The sequence below is a fragment of the Fictibacillus sp. NRS-1165 genome (genome assembly GCF_050468105.1).
Classification (GTDB): Bacteria; Bacillota; Bacilli; order Bacillales; family Fictibacillaceae; genus Fictibacillus_C; species Fictibacillus_C terrinigri.
In genome coordinates, this window is sequence record NZ_JBDPNU010000003.1 from 14,111 (window position 1) to 36,545 (window position 22,435).

Genomic DNA, 22,435 nt, shown 5'->3' on the forward strand with positions numbered 1-22,435 from the left:
ATGATGTTTCATTGGGTAAAGGACCTGTATCGGCTGGTCATCGACCGGCCGCTTAAACCGGGCTCTACCCTGCTCGGCCGTTATCGAATCAATGAAGTGCTGGGAATGGGAAGCTACGGCATAACCTATGCCGCTTTAGATGCCGATTCCAGGAAGACAGTGGCGGTTAAGCAGTTGAGGAAAACGAAGAGCTGGACGAAATCGGGGCAGCAATCCTTTGAGCGGGAAAAGGAAATTCTTGAACAGCTCAATCATCCTGCTATTCCCTCTGTCTATCGGTCCTGGCAGGATGAATGCGGCCGGTTTATCGTCATGGATTATGTATCCGGGCAAACGTTTGAGGATTTGATTTTTCAAGAGGGCATACGTTATTCGGAGATGGAGGCTCTAGAGATTTTTAAAGAGGTGCTGGGCATTGTCAGCAGCATGCATGAGAAGGGCGTCATCCACCGGGACCTCCGTATCCCCAATATTATTTCTGCCCATGGCAAACTGCACATCATTGATTTTGGGCTGGCGTGCGGACTATCCGGTGATGATGAACATCCCCAAAAACGCATGAAGGTGAATTTAATGAGGGAGGTTTCTGTCAAAAGCGACTTCTATGCCCTCGGCCACTTTCTGCTGTTCCTGCTCTATTCTGGCTATGAACCTGTTACGAAAAAGGAGAAAAGCTGGGACGAAGAGCTTTCATTAGATCCAGAAGTCCGAAGCCTGATTAGAAGGCTGCTGCAGATTGATGAGAGTTTCAAGTCCGCGAAAGAAATCATGGCTGTTGCCCAAAAGCTGACATGAAATGAAAGTTCCAAAAGGAGAACTGTCCTCAGTTCTCCTTTTCTGTCGTCACTTTTCTCTATGGATACGAATAATTTATGGATAAAGTTTGAATAAACAGGAGGGTTTTTATGCTTCCTCTTTTTGATCATACTCATCATTGCAGCTGGCTGGATCATCACAAAAACGGTGATTCCTTTGGGCGAGTCACTGTATCGGTTCCAGGGGTTCCAGGGGTTCCAGCTGTCCCAGCTGTCCCGGCTGTGCCATTCACAACAGCTCCGCATCCTCCCACACCTTTATCTTTTTCCGGATCGTATTTATTTCCGCATTATTCATCTTCGTATACATTGCCCTACTCATCACCTTACTCCTACTCCATCTCCTACCCGTTTCCTCCCTGGCCGCCATCCTTTCCAGGCTGGTACAATCCTTATTGACAACAGACGGTTATTGCAACGAGAGCTCCATCCGCTTTGTTGTTTCAAGTTCCAGGATTTCTCCTGATTTTACTGGGACACGGTAACTAAAAAGAGGCCCGCTGTATACGTAGCTATGGTATTCTCCTGCCTCCCCCATCGGACAGATGCCCGTTTCCTGAATATCATTAAGGAACGAAGTGTCTATTTCTCTTCCCAGCCACTTTTCGTCCAGAAAGCCGTTCGAAACTCTAATGATTTTTGCCCTATACCCAGACTCAACGAAATTTTTCAACGCTAAAGGGGCTTCTTCTTTTTTCATCCATAGCGGATAAATCGCTTCGAGTGCCGCTTGTTTAGCAACGTTTTCGCCCCATTGTCTGTGTTCGGCAAGATACAGATCCCCGAAGGACACCCCGTCCAGTTCGTATTTTCGCTTGAAAGAATTCAATTCGGAGATGAAATTTTCCGTGTAGGAATCGAAAGAACACGGAATCCATTCAAGCGGGATGCCAAGAGCATCAGCCTGGGCTTGAATTAGTTTTTTACTCTCTCCATGTCCAAACGTTCGGCCTGTTTCTTTCGGCAGTGTCGTCATTAAACAGACGACCTCTTCCCCCTGTTTCACAAGTTGATCGAGCACCATGCAGGCATCCTTTCCTCCGCTCCACGAGAGCGCCCATCTTTTCGCCATTTTCATCGCTCCTTTTTTACTGGAAAACTATTCCTAAATTAATGATTATCGTATATAATTTGAAAAATATCTAAAAGGAGCTGTACAGTATGAATGATTCCTGTTTTATATGCAGCAAGCACCAAGGCACCATAACAACAGCCGGCAAGATGATCTACGAAGATGATTACGTATACATCGGACATATCGATAAAGGCGGCAATCCAGCTTACCTTGGATATGTGATGATTGATTTAAAGCGCCATGCGGAAACATTGGCAGATATGAACCTTGAAGAAGCCAAGGCTTTCGGCGTGGCCATGGCAAGAATAAGCAAAGCCCTCAGGGAAAGTGAAGGTGCAGAACACATATACGCTCGTTCCGGACATGGCGTTCCCCATCTTCATATGCATATTACTCCCCGGTATCCCGGCACACCGAAAGAATACTGGGGACCGCGGGAAGTCCTGGACTGGGAAAATGCTCCGTACGGCACAGGCGAAACACTTGATAGGGTATGCGAGAGACTGAGAGCTCACATGGAGATGGATGATGAAACCATTAATCGCTGGGTCGGCAGCTCTTACCCTTATATAGATCAGCCTGATCTCTCCTCTATTCATCATATCACGGTCGGGAGATATGGAGGGAACTCTCTTTCCGGCGCCAATAAGAACGAAGACGGCTGCCTCGTTTGGGCAGGTGAAAAAGAAGATTGGGAGTTTGCCGTCATCTTGGATGCCCATTATAGTGCAGAGAGTGCCGAGCTCGTGGTTGAGGAACTGGTAACTCAAAAAGAGAGTTTACTTGAAACGATCAAGCTTCCCGCGCCTGCTTGTTTCATAGAGTTGGAATCTCGTTTGGCCTCATTGTTCAGGAGTTCAGAATTTCGTTCGAAGTGCCAGATGATAAAAGGCGAGACGGCTTGCCTGATCGCATTCCGCAAAGAAAATTATGTATGGTGGCTTTCGATCGGCGATTGCGTGCTTTATCTGTTTCATCCCGAACTCTCGGACTTTAAGCAATACCAATTGAACCAGCGGAACTTTTATGAGTGGATCGGTAAGGTCAATACCTTTGAACAGCCTTTGCCTTGTTACAGCACCGGAGTGCGCGAACTGCGAAAAGGCAAAACGGTTCTGCTTCTTGCTACTGATGGAATGATCGAATGCCCGAACTCAGGCTTTGAAGATGCAAAGAAGGTGCATGAAGTTTTTGCGGATGCCGCCAATGTGGAAGATGGTGTGCTGCGGCTTCTGCAATCCGTAGAAGCTCATCATGGCCGGGACAGCGCCACGCTGATTTCCTGGACGATACATAGCACAAAAGAAGGAAGTGAACCGAGCGACGGCCGTGTCCCTCACGAGCTGAGAAAAGAATAAAAAAAGGCAGTGCCAATGTATAATAAGAGTCTTATTATACAAGCACCGCATTTTGGTGTCAGGCACCCCCTTTTGACACTTGTGTAACACCCGTGCCTGGCACCGTCATTCGATCCTTGCTCATGAGGAATACGAACAGGAAGGCCACCGCTGCCGGGATCATTGCCCTTGCCTGCTCGGACAGGATCTTGCATCGCCTGCTCCGCTGCCCGGCATGGTTCCTCCCATTCCGTTAAATGTTTCCTTTAGCTGTGAGGCCAGATCGCTCCTTTGAATGGTACCGAAGATAGTTATTCCGAGCGTCATTCCGAGCGAACGTATAAAATTGCTTGTTGATGTAGCGGAACCTCTCTGCAGCATGCCGAAATTATGGATGGCTGCCATGCTGAGTACAGAGAAGGAAAATCCTACCCCCAGACCGACAACGATCATATACAGCGTCAGTACCAGCCTGCTCGTATCCGGTGTGATTGTGCTCAATAATGCAAATCCACCGATCATAATGATCCCTGAAAGAAACATAATATTGTGGTAGCTCATCTTGGAAGTCAGAAATCCCCCAAGCTGTGCGGTAACGACTGAACCAAGCATCATTGGAAGCAGGATCAGCCCTGAGTTGGTCGCCGTTCCCCCGTAAACGCCCTGAACAAAAATGGGAATATAAACCGTAGCTGCCATAAACGTGGCTCCGTAGAAGAACGCAACGATTGTACTGCCCGCAAACAGGCGGTTCTGGAACATTTTAAATGAAATGATCGGTTCTTCCGCTTTTCGTTCCACTCCCAAAAAAAGAAGAAACAGTACAGTAAATCCTGCAAACAAACTGATGATCTGCCAGGAGCTCCAATCAAACTTCTGGCCGCCAAGTTCCAGTGAAAACATGAGGCAAACGACAGCTCCGATCAATGTTACGGCGCCGAGCCAGTCGATTTTTTGCTTCGTATGAACATGTGATTCTTTATAGAATAAACCCACGAACACCAACGCCAGAATTCCCAACGGCAGGTTGATGTAAAAAACCCAGTGCCAACTGATGTTATCGGTGATATACGCCCCAAGAAGCGGGCCGAAAATACTGGAAAGCCCAAAGACCGCTCCAAACAGCCCTCCCATTTTCCCTCTTTTTTCTGGAGGAAAGATATCAAAAACAATGGTAAACGCAATGGGAATCAAGGCCAATCCCCTGTATCGCCCGGTAAATGCCGAGCTGAAGAATACTATCAGCTGTTCCGCATAGTGACGAACCCACCATAAACAGGATCAGCCCAAAAATAAAGAATCTCTTTCTGCCGTACATATCCGACAGCTTCCCGAAAATCGGCATTCCTGCCATTTCAGCTACCATGTAGGCTGAGACTACCCATACAAAGTTTTCAAGGCCACCCAGATCGCCGACGATTGTTCCCATCGCGGTAACTACGATCGTGTTATCCATTGATGCCATCAGGATGGCGAGCAGCTGCCCTGCAACCACAAATCCTAATCTATTATTCTTTTCGCTCATACACTTATCTCCCTTTCGGTGCCAGGCACCGTATTTTTGACACTTGTGTAAGACTGGTGCCTGGCACCGGTCTTACACTCCTTTGCTTATCTCTTGATTCTTTGCGCTCTTTTTCACGATGGGCAGCAGAGTTGCAACTCCGGCAAACAGGATAAGAGCCGCTAATTCATATATAAGGACAATTGATAAATGAAGTTTCAGCCAGCCCCCAACAGACATGGAAATGACCATGGCCCCTGTAAAGAGCGGATTTAATATTCCGTTCACTCTGCCAATGAAGGCTTCTTCTGTATTTTCTAAAATCAGCGTATTGATGCTTATATTGACACATGGCATAAAGAGTCCGGATAAGAATTGATAAGCAAGCGTCAGCCATAAGACATTGGACATCCCCATTCCTGAAAAACTGACTGCGCTTGCCACAAGCCCTAAAGCCAAGAGCATTTGCGGCTTAATTTTCTTGGACATGAAAACCGTCAATCCTCCGCCAAGAATGATTCCGATCCCAAACGCTGCCATCAGCCATTGAAGCTGTTCTTTTGGAAGTCCGAGACGAACGTTGTTTTTTCGTTATTTTTCCGAACGGCACGGTCTTCAGGCAATAAAAGAAGAATAACCGAGGAAAGCAGGAAGGTGATCCCCATAACAATGATCGCAGCCTTGATACCGAAGCTCTGGTACACAAACGTTCCAATAATGGGACCTAAAATCATAAACACCGCGTACATCGTCTGGTACATCGACATCCCCGCCAGTACGAGTTCTGCCGGAACATGAACCTTAAACAGCTTCATGCCGGATGGCTGCGAAAATTGGGAGAGGATGGCGGAGACGAGCGTTGCTAAAAAAACGGCTTTCCAGCTTCCCAGCATCAAAGTGAGTAGACCAATAAAAACAGATACAGCACTTAAAAAATCACACCAGACCATCGTCCGCTTCGGTCTCAAGCGTTCAGCAAACGTCCCTCCAATAAAACAGAAAAGAAAGATGGGTGCGTATTCGGCTATAAAGATAAGAGAAACAGCCACTGGATTTCCATTTGTTTTTTCGATAACATACAGCAGTACGGAATAATTCCTTACCCAGATGCCGATCTGCAGAAAAAACACAGAAAGCAATACGACCTGGATAAACCGGTTTCGGAAGAGATCATCCATTCCCGCTTTTGATTGAACCGCTGTGTGACTCATAAAATTAACTCCTGATTCATCCCTTTTGATTGTTGGAAGGTCTGTTGCAGCCTTACTCTGTTATCGCTACTCTATTTTTTGATTTTCTTTTACCGAAGAACCAGAAAGAGCTTTAAACTCCTCATAATATTCGACCAATCCTATTTCGCAGCCCGAACCGATACGTACCGATTTTCCGCGCACAATATCCGCTGTTGTATTTTCCAAGAAAATATCATCACCTTCAATGATTTTCGCTTCAAGGTAGCCCTCATTTTTCATGAACGGCAGAAATGAACCTTTCTTTTGTACACGGATTGTCTCTCCACCCATCTCTTGAACATGGCTTGTGCTATATCTCAGCTTTACGTCAATCACATCGGCATTCAGCAAACCGGCAACTTCAAACAAGCCGCTCGATACGAAAACCTCTGCCTCAAGATCTCCTCTTACACCGATACTGCCCTTGAGGTCCACCTTATCTCCGGTAAATTTCCCGGTCACATCCACAGTTCCGAGAATTTTTGTGTTTCCTATGGTTGCTGATTCACCCACGGAAAGTGTCCCAAGCACCTTCATATTCCTCGCGTCCAGATTTTTTCTCACTTCTGTCTCGCCAAATATTTCAAAATCCACCGCTTTGGCGTTTCCGGACACTTCACTTGATCCGTATGTTTTAAAAAGCGTACATTCAAAATCGTCAGTAATGGTTCCTTCTCCCATAATTTTCACCTTATTGTATAAACCTCCGGATGCACTTCCTGAACCGTGCATCGTAAGATTATTTGCCTTCGTCATCGTACTCCTCCTCTCTTTCCCTTGCTCAGATTTTTTTCTTTTCTTTTACTTTCGCGCTTTTATCCTGTTTGTATGTCCCTTTGTATTCAACCAAATCGATTTCGCAATCAAGGCCAATTGTGACATTCGTCCCGCGAACCACATCTGCCTTCGTGCTCTCAAGTTCAAGATCATCGCCTTCGATCAGCTTTGCTGTCAGTTGAACCGGGAAAAACGTCTTAAAAAGTTGAAGGAAACGATTCTTTATGCCTTTAATTTTAATGACCTGACCGCCCATTTCGGTGACGGAACTCTCACCGTGAAGTCTGATTTCAATTCGATCCGCGTTCAAAAGTCCTCCGATGGTAAACTGGCCGTCCGCTTTAAAATTTTCTGCTTCACAATCGTTCGCTATCGTTGCTTTTCCATTGATCCTAATCTCATCCGCTTTCAGGTTTCCTCCAATCATTCCAGAACCCGATAGTTTCATCTTTTTGGCCAATATCACGCTTTCGGAGACTGTGCCTCTGCCTTCAATTAAAAATTCGTTTCCATCTACGGAACCTTTGATTTTTCCGCTCCCACTGATTTTTGCTTCCTCCATTTTCAAATCGCCATGAACGGTTCCAGACCCATTACATTCAAATCTCAAACACTCAAGACTGCCGTTGATGGTGCCTCTTCCATTCAGCGTGACATGTTCAAAATGCCCGCCATTTGAAGAGCCGTATCCATTGATGGTGAGATTTCCTTTGATACCGCTTTGCATAATCATCCTCCATTACAAGTTTGTTTTAAGTTCTTCCACACAGCTATTGACTGATAGTCTCATCGTCACTTTTGAACCTTGATCCACCACTATGTTTTCAGCCCCGGAGAGCAGCAGGCACGAAGTAACTCCAAGCTTCCGGATAAACAGCAGCTCATTCTCGCCCTCACTGAGTGAACCCCGCGTCTCCTTTAATACCTGAAGCAACATCTTTCCCTCATCCAGACTGATATCTCCTGAAGTAAGCAGCTTATCTAATATAAACACTTCCAGCAGCTGATCAAACTGAAACTGCTCCACTTCTCCATTTTCACGCAAGTAAAAATCAAGAGCAGATTTCGTAACAATGTTTCGTTGCAATAGTTCACCCTTCGTTACGTTTGCCTCCGATACGGAAGGCGAGAAACGTTCCGCCAGTTCATCCAGCGATAGCGTCTCTTTCATGGATTGAATTTTGTCAATCCGCTCAAGCACTTTATCCTTCGGGAAAAATGTCTCCTGGCCTGTAAACGTTGATTTACGAACGAACCATTCTTCTGGAATAAGGTTTTTTCTTTTCCAGCGGTACAGCTGTCCATAAGATATTCCAGCCAAATCCAACAAATCTTTTTTTGATATCAATTCATTGCTCAAGTTAACGGCTCCTTTCTTTTCTGTAATCAATGTAACATAACACTGTTACGTTTGTAAATACAGTATATGGAAATTTTTATTTTTGGTGCCAGGCACCTCAATGACATAAGTTTCAAAAGGCGGTGCCTGGCACCAAAACTGTAGCACCAAACCAACAGCAAAAGGCGGCAGAACGTGTTGTTCTGTCGCTCCCCTATTTTTATATTTAGTGACAATTGTTCAATCATCTTCCCGCTGTTTTATTTTCCTCAATAACCGATGGCTTGATCTGAAATTTTTGGTCTTGTTTTCCTTCTGAATCATACACCGCTGAAAGAATCCAGTGTCCGGGCAGTACTGACTCCAGCACTTTTACATCTGCTGCGTTCATATTCAGTGTAACAACGCCTTCGTTGCTCACTTCAAAATCATGGTCTTCCTGCAGAGAAAAACGCAGCTTCAAATAGTTTCTCAATCCATTAATGGTCAGAAATTTAAATTCATAGCCATGATGGATCGCCTCTTTTACATCCTCTTCATGGTCTTCGGTATACGAAAACATGTAATCCCAGTCCAGGTCTTCTCCAGCCGGCTGTAAAGCGATCCTATCTTTTTCTTTCAGTGCCCGAAACAGTGGTTCATTATCTATGCCAGCTGCCTTTGCATGTTCTATTCTTAAACCAGCTGGCATTGGCAGCCGTGATGATGTTTTTTTCATATTGATTCCATCGCATTCGTTGTAAAATATTCAGTCATTGTTTGCTGAAGTGTCCCTTTAGTTGCCGCATACTCATCGAATGAAACATCCAAATGAATCATTTTTCTGACGAGCTCCGCACGCAGACCGGTAATGACCGCCTCACATCCCATCAGTGAAATGCCGCTCAGTACTCTTTGAAAATGGTGGATCACATCAATATCCATATCTGTAATGCCTGATAGATCCATAATTAACGTTCGGATTTTCAAACTTGAAATATCCATTAATACCTTTACCTCAATGGTATGTATACGGTATATATCAATCACACCAATTAAAGGAAGAACCGCTATATAAGGACTGATAGGGATAATAGGAACCGATAGATGTTCAACCATTTTACGCTGAGCGTTAAGCAATTCATCCTTATAAATTGAATAACTTATGAAGAAGCTATTAAGAAATTTATCGATGCCGTCATTGATTCGCTTCTCCATCTCAAAAACCTTCAGTCTATAGTCTGAAATATTGAGTCCATGGGTGTTCTGTTGATCATATTGAAACAGATAGTACCACAGCGTCCTTCTAATCGCATGTACCCACTCCAGCTTAAGAGTTAGGGTTAAAGAATGCTCTGCCCAGGCCACGCCTTCCTGCTTGGCAAAGGAAATGAGTTCGTTCTCTTTCCCTTCCACCACATACGTTACCATTTTCTCAGCGTTTTTCAAAAGATCAATATTCCCTGATTGTAGAATATCACTTATTTTATTTGCTACTTCTTTAGCCTCGGATAACAGCTTATTCTGAAATTCCTCTCTGTGGTGGACGATAAACTCCGTAACCTCTTTATGCTGATGTCTTTCCATCAGTATTTTCCTCCTTCCTTTGTTCAAATGTTCTCTTTCTTTATTCTTATATTGCAAAAGTAATTCCTTTATTTTTTGGCCATCTTCACAAAACTGGTCCAATCGGTCGAAACAAATAAAAAGCTGGGCCGCCTTGTCGTTTGCCTGTGCGGTAACCCAGCTCTTGAATCTCCCTCTATTTACACAGCTGCCTCTGCTTTCTTTGATGCTTCCTTTAAATAAGTGATAGCCGCTGCTCCCAATGTATTGGCCGCCACAAGCATGGCTCTTTCATCAATGTTAAATTTCGGATGATGATGTGGATACGTTTCACTCCAGTTTTCATCCTGTGCTCCTGTATAAAAGAACGTACCTTTCACATGCTCCAAATAATAGGCGAAATCCTCTCCGCCCATCTGCGGCTCACCTTCCACCACTTTCACAACCCCTGGAACATCCTGAGCGACTCGGGCTACAAACTCCGTCTCTTCTTTATGATTCACCACAGCAGGATATCCTCGCTTATATGAAAAGCTATAGCCCGCATCAGCAGACAGGCACGTCCCTTTCACCACTCGTTCAATCTCACGCTCCATCAACGCTCTGACGTCTTCTTTAAACGTACGAACGGTACCAGTAATCTTAGCTGTATCGGCAATAACGTTAAATGCGTTCACCGCTTCAAAAGCACCGACAGACAGGACAGCTGCATCCAGCGGATTGACCCGCCGGCTGACCAGCTGCTGCAGATTCATCACAAGCTGTGAACCGATCACTACTGCATCCATTGTAAGGTGAGGCTGTGCCCCGTGACCGCCTTTTCCTTGAATGACAATATCAAACTTGTCAGCTGCTGCCATAAATGGCCCGGTTCGGTGTTCGATGCAGCCAAAAGGTGTAACCGCCCAAAGATGGGTGCCAAAAATAACGTCAACTCCATCCAGACAGCCATCCTCAATCATGGCAATCGCCCCACCAGGAGCAAGTTCTTCCGCATGCTGATGGATAAAAACGATCGTTCCTTCCAGCTCGTCCTTCAGGCGGTTCAGCACTTTAGCCAGGACAAGCAATGTGGCGGTATGACCATCATGTCCGCAGGCATGCATGACACCATCGACTTTTGATCTGTATTCCACGTCATTTTCTTCCTGAATGGGCAGGGCATCGAAATCCGCACGAAGCGCTACCGTTTTTCCCGGCTTGCCGCCGCGAAGCACAGCAACGACTCCTCTGCCCCCGACATTTCTGCGTACATCATGCCCCAATTCTTCATGATAGGCTGCGATATATTTCGGCGTTTCCACCTCTTCAAACGAAAGCTCAGGATTTTCATGCAGATGTCTGCGGATCTTCACCATTTCAGGATACAATTCTTTTAATCGGTCATATAATTTTTCCACTTCTGCTCATCTCCAGTTAATGTTTTATCCAGTGAATCAATTACAATTTCAATAGCGTACAACAATGTTTCCTTTGGCCATCCCGAAATGGACCGGTCATTTACAGCCAGTTCATAGGACGGCGGAACATGAATGAAGCCGGCAGGTATTTCATGTTTTGATTTTTCCAAGTGATGCAGCATACTGTACATGACATGATTGCTGAGGTAGGCACCTGCAGTATTCGATAACTCTGCCGGAATTCCTCTTTTATTTAGAATATTCAAAAATTTTCTGACGGGAAGGGTCGAAAAAAAGGCGGCCGGTCCTCCATCAATAATTGGCTTGTCAGCCCTCTCTTCTCCACTATTATCGCTTGGTCCATCATTCACATTGATGGCAACTCGCTCAGGAGTCAGCCGGTTGCGCCCGGCCGCCAGGCCAAGAATGATGACCGCATCGGGACGCAGTTCTTCGTAATAAGCAATCAGCTCATGAGCAGAGCTACCGTATTCGACAGGCAGAACCTTCCCTCTTACCTGGTAGCTCCCTACGACATTGCCGTTCAATTGATGGGCAATATACTCGGTCGGATTAAAAGGATGGTTCAGGAAAGGTTCAAAACCTGTCAGCAGCAGTGTTTTCAAGCGTTGGACCTCCTTTGGACGCAACGTTCTCCAGCTGCTCATCGAACCAGTTCACAATATATTGAAGCCTAGCTACCCTTAACCCAGGGTCGCCGTTCCGTGACAGGTTATGATCAGCCTTCGGAAAACGGACAAATTTTACCGTTTTGTCCTGCTGTTTTAAAGCGATGAACAGCTGTTCTGCCTGTTCGACCGGGCAGCGGTAATCCTCTTCTCCGTGCAGGATGAGGAGAGGGGTTTCCATCCTGCTGCTAAGCCGCAATGGAGAATGATGCCATACCTTTTCAGGATCTTCGTAAAGATGGTTTCCGATCTCCCATTTTGTAAAATAAAATCCGATATCGCTCACACCGTAGAAACTCAGCCAATTGGAAATGGAGCGCTGAGTGACAGCCGCTTTGAATCTTGAAGTATGTCCGATGATCCAATTTGTCATAAAGCCGCCGTAGCTTCCACCAGTAACGACAAGCTGTTCCGGATCGATGAAATCATAGTGTTCTAAAGCATGATCCAAAGCCGACATCAGATCTCGATAATCCCCGCCGCCGTAATCTCCCATGCAGGCTTTTACAAACTCCTGGCCATAACCGAAGCTCCCGCGCGGATTACTGTACAAGACGATATAACCTCATGCCGCCAGAAGCTGCAGCTCATGGAAGAACGTATTGCCGTACATCGCATGCGGGCCGCCATGAATTTCAAGGACGAGCGGATATTTTTTACCTGCATCAAGCCTCGGAGGCTTCATCAGCCAGCTCTGGACAGAGCAGCCTTCATCATTTGTAAATCTGAATTCTTCAGGATGGGAAAGTGCGATCTCAGACAGCACCGCTTTATTTACATCCGTAAGCCGCACCTCCTCAGCCAAATTGGAAAGCGACGCATAAAACAAATCACCCGGAATGACCGGTGAACTTGCCGCAAAGACCGCGAAGTCATTCTCTGCATCAACCGTATAGCCATACAAATGACAATCTCTCTTCGAAACCTGAGCGACTTTTCCTTCAAGTGCGGCATAGTGCAGCGAAGAATACCCGTTTAAAGAGGCGATGAAATAGAGCCCGCTACCATCCTTGGACCATGCGGGCTTAGGTGCTGGATGTCCGTAGTGCATATCGCCTATGAGAGCATCACCGGCATGTTCATCAAAATTCCTGGTCAGACATAGCGTTTCTCCGCTATCCAGTTTTACGGCATACCAATTACCGAGAGTTGCGCTGCCATGCTCAAAAGTTTGGCCGCAATAGGCTAGGTATTCGCCATCTGCAGACATACGGGATTGGTAAATGCTCCAGTTCCATTGCTGACCGTTTTTTCTTCGCCTCCCAGCTGGCGGATCACCAGATCAGACGCATAGGAAACCGTATCATCGGCTGGCCGGCTCCTACAATAAGCAATCCTGTCGCCATTCGGTGACCATGCTGCATCGAAATGGTCGAAGGGCCCTGATGTCAGCTGCTTTTGAGTTCCCTTCTCCGAATGGATAAGAAAAAGTTGTGAATATTCGCCTTTCAGCAGTCCTCTTCCATCTGCTTTGTATTGCAGCTCAGTCACTTCGAACGGCTGCAGCCTGTCACTTTCATCACTCTCTTTCTTTACTGTGATGTCCGCAAGCAATGACTTGCCGTCTGGGGACCAAACCGGGTTTGATGCTCCGCCATCACTTGATGTCAGCTGTTTGGCTTCCCCGCCTTAATCAGAGATGATCCATATCTGTTTTTTACCGATGCGATCGGAGACAAAGGCAATCCGCTTGCCATCTGGTGACCACCTTGGATAAGAATCAATGTGGCTTCCGGTTGTCCATTGTGCAGAAGCCCCTGAACTTAACGAGCAAATATAAAGATGAGATTCATAGTTTTTTTCTTTGTTGATCCTTTTTACAGTGTAGACTACTCTCCCTCCGTCAGGAGAAACTTGGGGATCGCTTACAAATCTCAGCCGATATAAATCTTCTGCACGAATTCCACGTTTCATATGGTTTCCTTCTTTCTATTAAAATGCTAATAAGCTAAGAAAAACAGCAGAACAGAGCAAGCGCTCAATCCCGTGCCCACACCTAAAAAAATAACCATCAGATAGGAAATGTTTCTCTTTTGCAAGGAAGCGGCTATTTCTTTTTCCGCCAAAGTTACGGCACGATGCCTGCGAAAAGCAGCAGGATTTATTGCCTCTAACGTTTTTCTGAGCGGCTCTAAAAAGCCTGTACCCTGTATGACGGCACCAGCGCCTGCCATTAGAAACAGCAGCCCAAGCAAGAATGATTGATTGATAGCTTCTACACCCGTTATATCAAAAAGCAGCATGTATATCTTCCAGCCTCCTGCAGTCAAAAGCGCTGCTGCAATAAACCTCATCATTGTCACCTCCGTCGAAGCAAAAGAGGAGGAGCCTGCCGGTACAGCAGACGATCCTCCATTTGGTTATTCAGAAACTTTTTCAGCCCAGCGGACATACGGATAACGGTTAACTGGATAGACGATTCCTTTGAACTTCTTGGAGGTCAGATAGTTGTTGGAGTAATAGTAGACGGGCAGAAAAGGAAGATCTTTCATCAATACATCTTCTGCCTGGTGAAGCAGCTCCATTCGTTTACCTTCATTCTGTTCTTTTTTAGATTGGGCGAGCAGCTGATCATATTTTGGATTGACCCAGTTTGTTCTGTTGTTTGGGCTGTCCCCCAAGTAGTAGTCAAGGATTGGTGTCGGATCTACGTAGATGCCGATCCATCCCATACGCGCCATCTGGAAGTTCTTTTGTTTTGTCGTGTCCAAGTATGTTTTCCATTCCTGGTTCGTTAATTTCACATCGACGCCTAAGTTCTTTTTCAGCATTTCCTGAACCGCTTCGGCGGTCTTTTTATGGCTTTCAAGAGTATTATACGTCAGTTCCGTTTCCGGGAACTTGCTCCATCCTTCTTCCTTCATCGCTTCTTTAATCAGCTGTTTGGCTTTTTTTACATCCTCTGTAAAATATTTTTCATGTTCTTTTCTAAAGTCTTTGCCGTTCACTTCCGCTCCATACGGTACGAAGCCCATTGCAGGTTTTTCACCTGCTTGTGTAATTTTATCCGTAATCATCTTACGGTCGATCGCCAGGTTAAAGGCTTCTCGGACTTTTTCGTTATTAAACGGTTCTTTTCCGATATTGAACATATACATGTACGTTCCGAAGTATGGGGTGACTTTATATTCCTTGTTGTCTTTTTCCTGAGCAATGACATCTGATGGAAGGGTTTGGATCAGATCGAGTTCACCTGATTTGTACATTTGATAATAGGTGGTGGCATCGTTCACCATCTTCCACGTCACCTTCTCCATCTTCACATCGTCTTTTCCATAGTAATTTTTGTTCTTCTCAATGGCGACGGAACGGTTATGCTTCCATTCTGTTAACTTGTAGGGCCCGTTGCTGACATAATCTTTTGCTTCTCCTGCCCAGTTCTTATTACCTTCCGCAGCCTCTTTTTTGACAGGGTAGTAGACCCAGAAGGAGAGAAGCTTTTCGATGAAGCTGGTTGGGGCCGCGAGCTCAACCTGAAGGGTTTTGTCGTCAAGAGCCTTTACGCCCACATCTGCGGCTGAACCTTTCCCTTTGTTGTACGCCTCTGCACCTTTTATGTAATACATATAAAAAGCAAAAGAGCTTCCTGTTTTCGGATCGAGCACATGCTTCCACGCATATTCAAAATCACCTGCAGTTACAGGATCTCCATCAGACCATTTTGCATCGTCGCGTAGTTTAAACGTATAGACCTTCTTATCGGCCGATACTTTTACGTCTTTCGCCAGGCCTTTGACTGAATCCCCGCTCTTGTTTTTCATGTACAGCCCTTCGTATAAGTGATCGAGAATCCAGCCTGACGTCGTATCTGTTGCAAGTGCAGGATCAAGAGAAGGCGGCTCACTCAGCGCGTTTAACGTGATTTCCTGCTTCACTCCTTCAGTAGATGAGGTTTTGCTTCCACCAGAGCAGGCAGAAAGCACGGACAAAATAAGGATGAAAACCAATAGACCTGCAAACTGTTTTTTCCATGTTATCGACATAATCCTATACCTCCGTTTTTTAATATAAGTGACAAGCTGTCCAATGCTGTGGCCTTACTTCCTTCCATTCCGGCACCGCACTTGCGCATACATCCATAGCATGCGGGCAGCGTGTCCTGAAGCGGCAGCCGGATGGCGGAGAGATCGGACTTGGCGGATCGCCCTTTAAAATGATTCTTTCCCTTTTCGATCCTTTTGACGTTGAAGGAACAGGGATCGCCGAGAGAAGCGCCTGAGTGTAAGGATGCAGCGGTTCACTGAACAGATCACCGCTGTCCGCCAGTTCCATAAAGCCGCCCAGGTACATCACACCGATCCTGTCGCTAATATGCTTCACCATGCCAAGGTCATGGGCAATGAAAAGAAAGGTAAGCCCCAAATCCCGCTGCAGGTCTTCCATTAGGTTAACGACCTGCGCCTGAATGGATACATCAAGAGCGGAGATGGGTTCATCCGCTACAATAAATTTTGGTTCTACCGCTAACGCACGGGCGATGCCAATTCTTTGTCGCTGCCCACCGCTGAATTCATGCGGATAACGTTTTGCATGTTCGGCATGGAGCCCTACCCTCTCAAGCAGAGTGCAGATGCGATCCATCCGTTCTTTTCCGGACGCAAGCCTGTGGGCATCAATGCCTTCACCGATAATGTCGCCCACTTTCATTCTTGGATTGAGGGAAGCATGAGGATCCTGAAAGATCATTTGGACAATGCGGTTGTAGTTCTTTCTTTCCTTTTTGTTTAGATTCCTGACGTCTTTTCCTTCAAAAAGCAGTTTTCCGCCTGTTGGTTCATTAAGTCCGACAATTGTTCTTCCAAGCGTTGATTTCCCGCTTCCGCTCTCCCCGACAAGACCCAATGTTTCTCCTTTTTTCACAGAAAAGGTAACTTCATCGACCGCTTTTAACGCCTGCTTACCGACTTTAAAATATTTCTTCAGGTTTTCCACTTCCAGCATGGCTTCTGTCATGTGCCTTCCCTCCCTGCTGCCGCAAATTCGGCCACTTTTGGCGCCCTCGGATCGTTCAGCCAGCATCTGGAGTGATGTCCGTTCTCTGTTTCAAATGATTCCGGCATTTCCTGTACACATATCTCCATCGCGTAATCGCATCTGGCTGCGAACGGGCATCCAGCTGGCGGAGCATAAAGGTCCGGCGGCGTGCCTTCGATGGGAATCAGCCGTTCCTTTTCGGCGGTTTCATAGTTTGGCAGAGAGTTCAGCAGACCTAGAGTATAAGGATGTTTAGGATGTTCTAAAATATCTTCGGCTGTCCCGCTCTCTACGACAATCCCTGCATACATGACGATTACCTTTTGAGCCATCTCTGCCACAACGCCAAGATCATGGGTAATGAGCATGATAGAGGTGCCTAGCTTCTGCTGAAGATCTTTCATTAAATCCAGAATTTGAGCCTGAATGGTTACATCAAGAGCCGTTGTGGGTTCATCGGCAATGAGCAATTTGGGATCACACGCCAGTGCGATGGCGATCAGCACGCGCTGCCTCATGCCTCCGCTTAGCTCATGGGGATACTGATCATATCGGGCCTCCGGATTCGGGATTCCAACCATTTTTAAAAGTTCAAGAGCCCTGCCTTTCGCTTTTCTTTTGTCCAGCCCTTTATGCTTAATGATTCCTTCCGCAATTTGATGTCCAATCTTCATGGTAGGATTGAGGGATGTCATCGGATCCTGAAACACCATGCTGATTTGTGAGCCCTTCAGCCGCTTCATCTTATTGGCTGAAAGCTTTAAGAGATCATTTCCTTCAAAAACTATGGAGCCTTCCTTAATGCTGCATCCCCTTTTGGGAAGGAGCTTCATGATTGCCTGTGCAGTAACGGATTTTCCGCATCCGCTCTCTCCGACGACGGCCAAAACTTCGCCTTGCTCAATATGAAAGCTTACGCCCCTGACTGCCTGTACTTCGCCTCCATGCGAGCGGAACGAAACCTTTAACTTCTCGACTTCCAATAAATTCCCCATCGTCTCCCTCCTAATCCTTCGTATGGTGCGGATCAAGCGCATCCTGCAGCCCATCACCAAACACGTTAAACGCAAACATGGTCAATGAAATGAGGAACCCTGGAAAAAACAGCCTCCACCATTGTCCGCTCAAAATGACACCGAGCGCATCGTTAGCCATCGTTCCCCAGCTCGCGATCGGTGCCTGGACACCAAGTCCGATGAAGCTCAGAAAAGCTTCGGCAAAAATGGCCTGCGGAATCGTGAACGTAAGGTTGACAATGATGATGCCGAGCATATTTGGGAACAGATGGTTAAAAATGATGGTACTGTGAGACGTTCCGAGCTTTTGTGCTGCGGATACAAACTCCTGTTGTTTAATCTGAAGGATTTGGCCCCTTACCACTCTTGCCATTGACACCCAGCCTGTTATGGAAAGAGCAATGATGATCGTCCATAAACCAGGCTTCATAACGACGAGAAGCAAAATAACGACAAGCAGGTAAGGGATGCTGTATAGAATTTCAACGAGCCTCATCAACAGGCTGTCCACACGGTCTCCGATTCTGCCCCGGCCAGCCATGTATCCCGATATTCCTCCGACAAGAAGCCCGATGACGAGGTCAATGAGAGCGGCAGCAACACCAATGGTGAGTGAAATCCTGGCTCCATACCATGTTCTGGCCCACATGTCCCGTCCAAGATCATCGGTTCCGAACCAATGCTTTGCACCGGGAGGAAGGTTACCGTCTGCAAGGCTCTGATCCGAATAGCTGTAAGGAACCATCTTTGGTCCGAAAAGAGCAAAAATAAGGATGAACAATAAGATTATGGCGCCGGTCAAAGCCAGCTTGTTCTTTACCACCCTTCTGATGCTCTCTTTTGCCTGGCTGACACTCGGACGTTTTATATCGTCATTTCGCATCCGGTCTTTCTGAAGCGGCCGGAAGAGTGTGTCTTGAGATGCTTTTTCCAGCATGTCAGTCCCCCCTGCTCGTTAGTTTGATTCGCGGATCAATGAGCCTGTACGACAGGTCGATCAAAAAAAGTGTCACGATCAATACAACACTGAAAAATATCGTCGTCCCCAGAATAACCGGATAATCACGGTTAAAAATGCTGTCCACAAAATATTTGCCGAGGCCTGGTATGGCAAATATTTTTTCGATGACAAATGTTCCGGTGAGAAGATGTGCGACGAGCGGTCCCATAAAGGAGATGACCGGTATCACCGCGTTACGGATCCCATGCTTTACAATAATGCCTGCAGTACCCAATCCTTTGGCATCGGCTGTTTTCATGTAGTTCTGCTTCAAAACTTCAAGCATGCTGGAACGTGTAAACCTGGCGATGATTGCCAGGGGCCCGGCTGCAAGCGCCACAGATGGCAGGATGGTATGCTGCCACGTCCCCCATGAAGCAACCGGCAGCATTCCCCACTTTACCGCGAAAAATTTGATTAAAAGTGGCGCCAATATAAAGCTTGGAATGGAGATTCCGAGAATGGCTACGGCCATGGCAGCGTAATCTATGGTACGGTTATGAAAAAGCGAGGCAATAATTCCAAGCGCCATTCCAAAGACAATGGCTATGACCAGCGCCTGAAATCCCAGCAATGCCGAAGCCGGCAGACCTTCGGAAATCAGCGTATTCACATCTCTTGTCTCCGATTCGATGGACGGTCCAAGATCAAAGGATGCAAGATTCTTCAAATACAGCACATATTGAACCGGCAGCGGCTGATCGAGGTTAAATTTTGCACGCATGTTATTCAGCACTTCTTCTGGAAGAACATCTGAATCAGAAGCAAATGGGTCCCCAGGAATTGCGTGCATGATCACAAACGTCAACGTTGTTATCACCCAGATGGTCAGCAGCATCGTTAACAGCCGTTTTACAATGTACATCAACTTCCCTCCTTCTTTTTAAGAAAGCGCAAGTGCCCACAACGAGCGCTAAGAGCAGGTCATCCCTATGATGCCGGCCGGCTACGCGTTGGCATGGCCAAGCACACCGTTGGTTGCGGCCATACCGATAATAACGGCTCCCCACATATGTTTATAGGCGGTTATGTAATCCTCGCATGTGAACCGGATTCGTTTTGGCCCGATCAGTTCAACTGTCGGTATGGTGGTCGTCATTAACGCCTGATTCGTACCTTTGAACTCAATCTCGAAAGTGATCGGCCCCTCGACCACATATGGAGCAATCTCCTTAGCTCTCTGTACTCCCCGCATGGCTTTCTCGCGAATGATCTGGCGTGCCTTCACAGGGTGGATGAGCTCTGCTGCAAAACGGTCAACTGCGTATTTAACGACGGCTCCTTCGATATCCGGCAAAGTTTCCATGACTTCCTCCACATAAGCGTCATCTCCTGTAGCAAGAATGGCGGGAACACCAAAGTACCCAGCCGCTCCGGCATTCATTTCTGTCTCACCCACGACCTTGCCGTTGATCTTCATCTCTGCCACTGCGACACCCGCAAGTGTATGGCTGATCACGGCTCGTTCTGATCCCGCTTCGCGTCCGTGATGCCCGACAAACATAATACCGTCGAAGCTTTCATCCAGTCCGGTCAGCTGGCAGAGCACCCTGTTGTTGCCGGAGACAAGACGGGCCCGTTCATCGAGTTCCTCGACGAGCAGATTGGACATGTTGCCATGGCCATCCGCTACCGTAACTTCTGTTGCACCGCCTTCAAATGCTCCTGCAATCGCGGCGTTCACATCGTCCGTCATCAATCTTCTGAACCGCTGATATTCGTCATTTTTCTTAAGCTGCATGTTAGTAGCAACACCAGAGATTCCTTCCATGTCTGCCGAAATAAAAATTTTCATTGTTCTCCCCCTTTTGATGAATAAACCCTTTTCTTAGTAAAAGGAAACGGAATTTTCTGAACGATCAAGCGATATAAAAAAGACCCGCGGGCCTTAAATATATTCAAAGGAATTTTTATAGACATCCATTTGGAGAATGACATTGGTCTTATTGATGCCTTCAATTTGATGAATGCTTTTGACAATTTCGGTGATTTCCTCATAGTGGCGGACATTGGCCTGTACGAGAAGCTGATATTCTCCAGAAGTAAGGGTGATGAAACGGATTCCTGCAATATCCTGCAGTGTTCTAATCGTATCCTCCATCCTCGGAGGCACGACACTGATCTGGATAATAGAACCGACCTTGACTCCAAGAGAAATAGGATTAACGACACCCACGACTTCCAGAATGTTAGATTCTACCAAATTGTTATAGCGAGAACGTACTGTTTTTTCTGTTACATTCAAACGCTGGGCAATTTCAGTAAAGGACATCCTGCCATCCTTGGATAGGAGCTTAATAATTCCTTTGTCCAGCTGGTCTATGATTTCGAAAGACACAATACTTCCACCTTTCAGTACAATAAAATAAAAAAACTACTAAATTAGTACTAATTATAGTTAATTAGTACCTGATTACTATATCATAATTAAATAAAAGTATTGGATTTAGTAATTTTAAAATAGTATAATTTTTTCAGAATATTTATTCAAGTGTTTTTTCAAAAAAATTGAAAAAGAGGGTGGAAATATGCTCCTTATTAAAAACGGAACGCTGGTGGCTGGAACCGGAAGCATTAAGAAAGGCGATCTATTGATCGATGATGGGAAAATTATTAAGATCGGGGAAGGCATTAAACCGGATGTGCGGACAAAAGTCCTAGATGCGGAAGGAAAGTTTGTGACTCCAGGGCTGATCGATGTACATACCCACCTCGGGATCCATGAAGAAGGAATCGGGCCGGCAGGGCACGACTACAATGAAACGAGCAATCCGGTAACTCCTTATGTTAGAGCCATAGACGGCATCAACCCTGATGAAAAAGGTTTTGAAGATGCCCGAAAAGCCGGTGTGACGACTGTTCAGGTAATGCCTGGCAGCGCCAATGTAATCGGCGGAGAGATGGCTGTAATAAAAACAGCCGGAACGGTCATCGATCAAATGGTCATACGAAGTCCATCAGGCATGAAAGCGGCCTTTGGAGAGAACCCGAAGCGTTTTTATGGAAATAAAGGCAAGTCACCTGTCACCCGTATGGGAATTGCCGCTTTATTTCGAAAAGAGATGAAACGAGCCCAGGACTATTTGCGAAAGATGGAAAATGGAGAAGTACCGGATGCGGACCTTGGAGCAGAGCAGCTCATCAACGTGCTAAAAGGGGTCATTCCTGTTCGTGCCCACGCGCATCGTGCCGATGATATTGCTACAATCCTACGGCTTGCCAAGGAATTTAAAATCGATGTGACGATTGAGCATTGCACGGAGGGGCATAAAATTGCCTCTTATATTGCAGACCACAATGTGCGTGTTTCCGTCGGGCCTACATTATCAACACGGAGCAAGATTGAGCTTGCTGATAAAGGTTGGCACACGCTGAGTGCTTTGGATCAGTCCGGTGTTCCTGTATCCATTACTACCGATCATCCAGTTGTGGGAATCGACAGCCTTATTTTAAGTGCCATTTCGGCTGTCAAACATGGGTTAAGCGAGCCATTTGCATGGAAAGCCATAACGATCAATGCCGCCAAACATCTTGGCGTCGATGATCGGGTCGGTTCACTTGAAACCGGAAAAGATGCAGATGTTGTCATCTGGAGCGGAGATCCCTTTGATGCGCGCAGCACAGTGGAAAAGACGCTGATTAACGGAGAGATTGTGTACGCCTCAAAAATACAGTAATCCCTTAAAAAAAAAGACAGCTGTCGATCAGCTGTCTCAGAACGTCGACAAACCC

Annotated in this window: 26 protein-coding genes and 1 pseudogene; 4 read left to right on the forward strand and 23 right to left on the reverse strand. The window is 46.2% G+C overall.

Translation table 11 applies throughout. The annotated features are described in order from the left end of the window. Both ABHN01_RS01040 and ABHN01_RS01045 read left to right on the forward strand, forming a co-directional pair. Positions 1–795 (forward strand): serine/threonine protein kinase, encoded by a 795-nt coding sequence (locus tag ABHN01_RS01040; protein ID WP_429874017.1) that lies wholly within the window; start codon positions 1–3, stop codon positions 793–795. 110 nt (positions 796–905) lie between these two features. Next, positions 906–1,214 (forward strand): hypothetical protein, encoded by a 309-nt coding sequence (locus ABHN01_RS01045; RefSeq protein ID WP_429874018.1) that lies wholly within the window; start codon positions 906–908, stop codon positions 1,212–1,214. A gap of 10 nt (positions 1,215–1,224) precedes the next feature. On the opposite strand, the gene ABHN01_RS01050 is transcribed toward ABHN01_RS01045, so the two are convergent. Beyond that, complete coding sequence (locus ABHN01_RS01050) at positions 1,225–1,887, reverse strand: diphthine--ammonia ligase (RefSeq protein WP_429874019.1); 663 nt, start codon at positions 1,885–1,887, stop codon at positions 1,225–1,227. 89 nt (positions 1,888–1,976) lie between these two features. Here ABHN01_RS01050 and ABHN01_RS01055 point away from each other — a divergent pair, with 89 nt between their 5' ends. After that, positions 1,977–3,248: a protein phosphatase 2C domain-containing protein gene (locus ABHN01_RS01055; protein ID WP_429874020.1), complete on the forward strand. Its 1,272-nt coding sequence runs from the start codon at positions 1,977–1,979 to the stop codon at positions 3,246–3,248. Between the two features lie 58 nt (positions 3,249–3,306). On the opposite strand, the pseudogene ABHN01_RS01060 reads toward ABHN01_RS01055, so the two are convergent. The 22 genes and pseudogenes from ABHN01_RS01060 to ABHN01_RS01165 form a co-directional block, all read right to left on the reverse strand. Beyond that, positions 3,307–4,752 (reverse strand): annotated as a pseudogene (locus ABHN01_RS01060) (MDR family MFS transporter). Positions 4,753–4,824: 72 nt separating this feature from the next. Then, on the reverse strand, positions 4,825–5,271 hold the full coding sequence (locus ABHN01_RS01065; protein WP_429874021.1) for an MFS transporter: 447 nt from the start codon (positions 5,269–5,271) through the stop codon (positions 4,825–4,827). Further along, entirely contained in the window at positions 5,271–5,942 is a 672-nt protein-coding gene (locus ABHN01_RS01070) for an MFS transporter (protein ID WP_429874022.1), read from the reverse strand. The genes ABHN01_RS01065 and ABHN01_RS01070 overlap by 1 nt, the downstream gene beginning before the upstream one ends. A 66-nt stretch (positions 5,943–6,008) precedes the next feature. Further along, the gene (locus ABHN01_RS01075; RefSeq protein ID WP_429874023.1) at positions 6,009–6,719 is read right to left on the reverse strand and encodes a cytoplasmic protein; all 711 of its coding nucleotides are present in this window, start codon (positions 6,717–6,719) and stop codon (positions 6,009–6,011) included. A gap of 25 nt (positions 6,720–6,744) precedes the next feature. Beyond that, positions 6,745–7,467 (reverse strand): polymer-forming cytoskeletal protein, encoded by a 723-nt coding sequence (locus tag ABHN01_RS01080; RefSeq protein ID WP_429874024.1) that lies wholly within the window; start codon positions 7,465–7,467, stop codon positions 6,745–6,747. Between the two features lie 12 nt (positions 7,468–7,479). Then, a complete protein-coding gene (locus ABHN01_RS01085) occupies positions 7,480–8,100 on the reverse strand; it encodes a YhbD family protein (RefSeq protein ID WP_429874025.1) in 621 nt (206 codons plus the stop codon). A 223-nt stretch (positions 8,101–8,323) separates the two neighbouring features. Further along, positions 8,324–8,797, reverse strand: coding sequence for a hypothetical protein (locus ABHN01_RS01090; RefSeq protein ID WP_429874026.1), 474 nt, complete (start codon positions 8,795–8,797; stop codon positions 8,324–8,326). Further along, positions 8,794–9,645, reverse strand: coding sequence for an STAS domain-containing protein (locus ABHN01_RS01095; RefSeq protein WP_429874027.1), 852 nt, complete (start codon positions 9,643–9,645; stop codon positions 8,794–8,796). Before ABHN01_RS01095 ends, ABHN01_RS01090 begins: the two co-directional genes overlap by 4 nt. 179 nt (positions 9,646–9,824) lie before the next feature. After that, the gene (locus ABHN01_RS01100; RefSeq protein ID WP_429874028.1) at positions 9,825–11,024 is read right to left on the reverse strand and encodes a M20 family metallopeptidase; all 1,200 of its coding nucleotides are present in this window, start codon (positions 11,022–11,024) and stop codon (positions 9,825–9,827) included. Continuing rightward, on the reverse strand, positions 11,000–11,650 hold the full coding sequence (locus ABHN01_RS01105) for a pyroglutamyl-peptidase I (protein WP_429874029.1): 651 nt from the start codon (positions 11,648–11,650) through the stop codon (positions 11,000–11,002). The genes ABHN01_RS01100 and ABHN01_RS01105 overlap by 25 nt, the downstream gene beginning before the upstream one ends. After that, positions 11,622–12,266, reverse strand: a complete 645-nt coding sequence (locus tag ABHN01_RS01110) for an alpha/beta hydrolase family protein (protein WP_429874030.1) — start codon at positions 12,264–12,266, stop codon at positions 11,622–11,624. The genes ABHN01_RS01105 and ABHN01_RS01110 overlap by 29 nt, the downstream gene beginning before the upstream one ends. 12 nt (positions 12,267–12,278) lie before the next feature. Next, positions 12,279–12,923, reverse strand: coding sequence for a hypothetical protein (locus ABHN01_RS01115; protein ID WP_429874031.1), 645 nt, complete (start codon positions 12,921–12,923; stop codon positions 12,279–12,281). Then, the gene (locus ABHN01_RS01120; protein WP_429874032.1) at positions 12,899–13,267 is read right to left on the reverse strand and encodes a TolB family protein; all 369 of its coding nucleotides are present in this window, start codon (positions 13,265–13,267) and stop codon (positions 12,899–12,901) included. Before ABHN01_RS01120 ends, ABHN01_RS01115 begins: the two co-directional genes overlap by 25 nt. Positions 13,268–13,342: 75 nt before the next feature. Then, the gene (locus tag ABHN01_RS01125) at positions 13,343–13,627 is read right to left on the reverse strand and encodes a DPP IV N-terminal domain-containing protein (RefSeq protein ID WP_429874033.1); all 285 of its coding nucleotides are present in this window, start codon (positions 13,625–13,627) and stop codon (positions 13,343–13,345) included. A gap of 26 nt (positions 13,628–13,653) precedes the next feature. Beyond that, positions 13,654–14,010 (reverse strand): DUF3899 domain-containing protein, encoded by a 357-nt coding sequence (locus ABHN01_RS01130; RefSeq protein ID WP_429874034.1) that lies wholly within the window; start codon positions 14,008–14,010, stop codon positions 13,654–13,656. A gap of 63 nt (positions 14,011–14,073) precedes the next feature. Then, positions 14,074–15,696 carry a peptide ABC transporter substrate-binding protein gene (locus tag ABHN01_RS01135; protein WP_429874035.1) on the reverse strand — a complete coding sequence of 541 codons (1,623 nt, stop codon included), beginning with the start codon at positions 15,694–15,696 and terminating at the stop codon, positions 14,074–14,076. A gap of 19 nt (positions 15,697–15,715) precedes the next feature. Continuing rightward, complete coding sequence (locus tag ABHN01_RS01140) at positions 15,716–16,666, reverse strand: ABC transporter ATP-binding protein (protein WP_429874036.1); 951 nt, start codon at positions 16,664–16,666, stop codon at positions 15,716–15,718. After that, entirely contained in the window at positions 16,663–17,682 is a 1,020-nt protein-coding gene (locus ABHN01_RS01145) for an ABC transporter ATP-binding protein (RefSeq protein WP_429874037.1), read from the reverse strand. Before ABHN01_RS01145 ends, ABHN01_RS01140 begins: the two co-directional genes overlap by 4 nt. A 10-nt stretch (positions 17,683–17,692) precedes the next feature. Beyond that, complete coding sequence (locus ABHN01_RS01150) at positions 17,693–18,640, reverse strand: ABC transporter permease (protein WP_290401644.1); 948 nt, start codon at positions 18,638–18,640, stop codon at positions 17,693–17,695. A gap of 1 nt (position 18,641) precedes the next feature. Continuing rightward, positions 18,642–19,568 (reverse strand): ABC transporter permease, encoded by a 927-nt coding sequence (locus tag ABHN01_RS01155; protein ID WP_429874038.1) that lies wholly within the window; start codon positions 19,566–19,568, stop codon positions 18,642–18,644. Positions 19,569–19,649: 81 nt separating this feature from the next. Further along, the gene (locus ABHN01_RS01160; RefSeq protein ID WP_429874039.1) at positions 19,650–20,498 is read right to left on the reverse strand and encodes a M55 family metallopeptidase; all 849 of its coding nucleotides are present in this window, start codon (positions 20,496–20,498) and stop codon (positions 19,650–19,652) included. A gap of 93 nt (positions 20,499–20,591) precedes the next feature. After that, positions 20,592–21,041, reverse strand: a complete 450-nt coding sequence (locus ABHN01_RS01165; RefSeq protein WP_429874040.1) for an Lrp/AsnC family transcriptional regulator — start codon at positions 21,039–21,041, stop codon at positions 20,592–20,594. 190 nt (positions 21,042–21,231) lie between these two features. Here ABHN01_RS01165 and ABHN01_RS01170 point away from each other — a divergent pair, with 190 nt between their 5' ends. Further along, entirely contained in the window at positions 21,232–22,380 is a 1,149-nt protein-coding gene (locus tag ABHN01_RS01170; protein ID WP_429874041.1) for an amidohydrolase, read from the forward strand. Positions 22,381–22,435 lie beyond the last annotated feature (55 nt).

Bases quoted from the DNA above. Each gene is read 5' to 3' on its own strand.
- ABHN01_RS01040 (WP_429874017.1), top strand. From the start codon at position 1: ATGATGTTTCATTGGGTAAAGGACCTGTATCGGCTGGTCATCGACCGG.
- ABHN01_RS01045 (WP_429874018.1), top strand. From the start codon at position 906: ATGCTTCCTCTTTTTGATCATACTCATCATTGCAGCTGGCTGGATCAT.
- ABHN01_RS01050 (WP_429874019.1), bottom strand. From the start codon at position 1,887: ATGGCGAAAAGATGGGCGCTCTCGTGGAGCGGAGGAAAGGATGCCTGC.
- ABHN01_RS01055 (WP_429874020.1), top strand. From the start codon at position 1,977: ATGAATGATTCCTGTTTTATATGCAGCAAGCACCAAGGCACCATAACA.
- ABHN01_RS01065 (WP_429874021.1), bottom strand. From the start codon at position 5,271: ATGGCAGCGTTTGGGATCGGAATCATTCTTGGCGGAGGATTGACGGTT.
- ABHN01_RS01070 (WP_429874022.1), bottom strand. From the start codon at position 5,942: ATGAGTCACACAGCGGTTCAATCAAAAGCGGGAATGGATGATCTCTTC.
- ABHN01_RS01075 (WP_429874023.1), bottom strand. From the start codon at position 6,719: ATGACGAAGGCAAATAATCTTACGATGCACGGTTCAGGAAGTGCATCC.
- ABHN01_RS01080 (WP_429874024.1), bottom strand. From the start codon at position 7,467: ATGCAAAGCGGTATCAAAGGAAATCTCACCATCAATGGATACGGCTCT.
- ABHN01_RS01090 (WP_429874026.1), bottom strand. From the start codon at position 8,797: ATGAAAAAAACATCATCACGGCTGCCAATGCCAGCTGGTTTAAGAATA.
- ABHN01_RS01095 (WP_429874027.1), bottom strand. From the start codon at position 9,645: ATGGAAAGACATCAGCATAAAGAGGTTACGGAGTTTATCGTCCACCAC.
- ABHN01_RS01115 (WP_429874031.1), bottom strand. From the start codon at position 12,923: ATGTCTGCAGATGGCGAATACCTAGCCTATTGCGGCCAAACTTTTGAG.
- ABHN01_RS01125 (WP_429874033.1), bottom strand. From the start codon at position 13,627: ATGAAACGTGGAATTCGTGCAGAAGATTTATATCGGCTGAGATTTGTA.
- ABHN01_RS01130 (WP_429874034.1), bottom strand. From the start codon at position 14,010: ATGATGAGGTTTATTGCAGCAGCGCTTTTGACTGCAGGAGGCTGGAAG.
- ABHN01_RS01135 (WP_429874035.1), bottom strand. From the start codon at position 15,696: ATGTCGATAACATGGAAAAAACAGTTTGCAGGTCTATTGGTTTTCATC.
- ABHN01_RS01140 (WP_429874036.1), bottom strand. From the start codon at position 16,666: ATGACAGAAGCCATGCTGGAAGTGGAAAACCTGAAGAAATATTTTAAA.
- ABHN01_RS01145 (WP_429874037.1), bottom strand. From the start codon at position 17,682: ATGGGGAATTTATTGGAAGTCGAGAAGTTAAAGGTTTCGTTCCGCTCG.
- ABHN01_RS01150 (WP_290401644.1), bottom strand. From the start codon at position 18,640: ATGCTGGAAAAAGCATCTCAAGACACACTCTTCCGGCCGCTTCAGAAA.
- ABHN01_RS01155 (WP_429874038.1), bottom strand. From the start codon at position 19,568: ATGTACATTGTAAAACGGCTGTTAACGATGCTGCTGACCATCTGGGTG.
- ABHN01_RS01160 (WP_429874039.1), bottom strand. From the start codon at position 20,498: ATGAAAATTTTTATTTCGGCAGACATGGAAGGAATCTCTGGTGTTGCT.
- ABHN01_RS01170 (WP_429874041.1), top strand. From the start codon at position 21,232: ATGCTCCTTATTAAAAACGGAACGCTGGTGGCTGGAACCGGAAGCATT.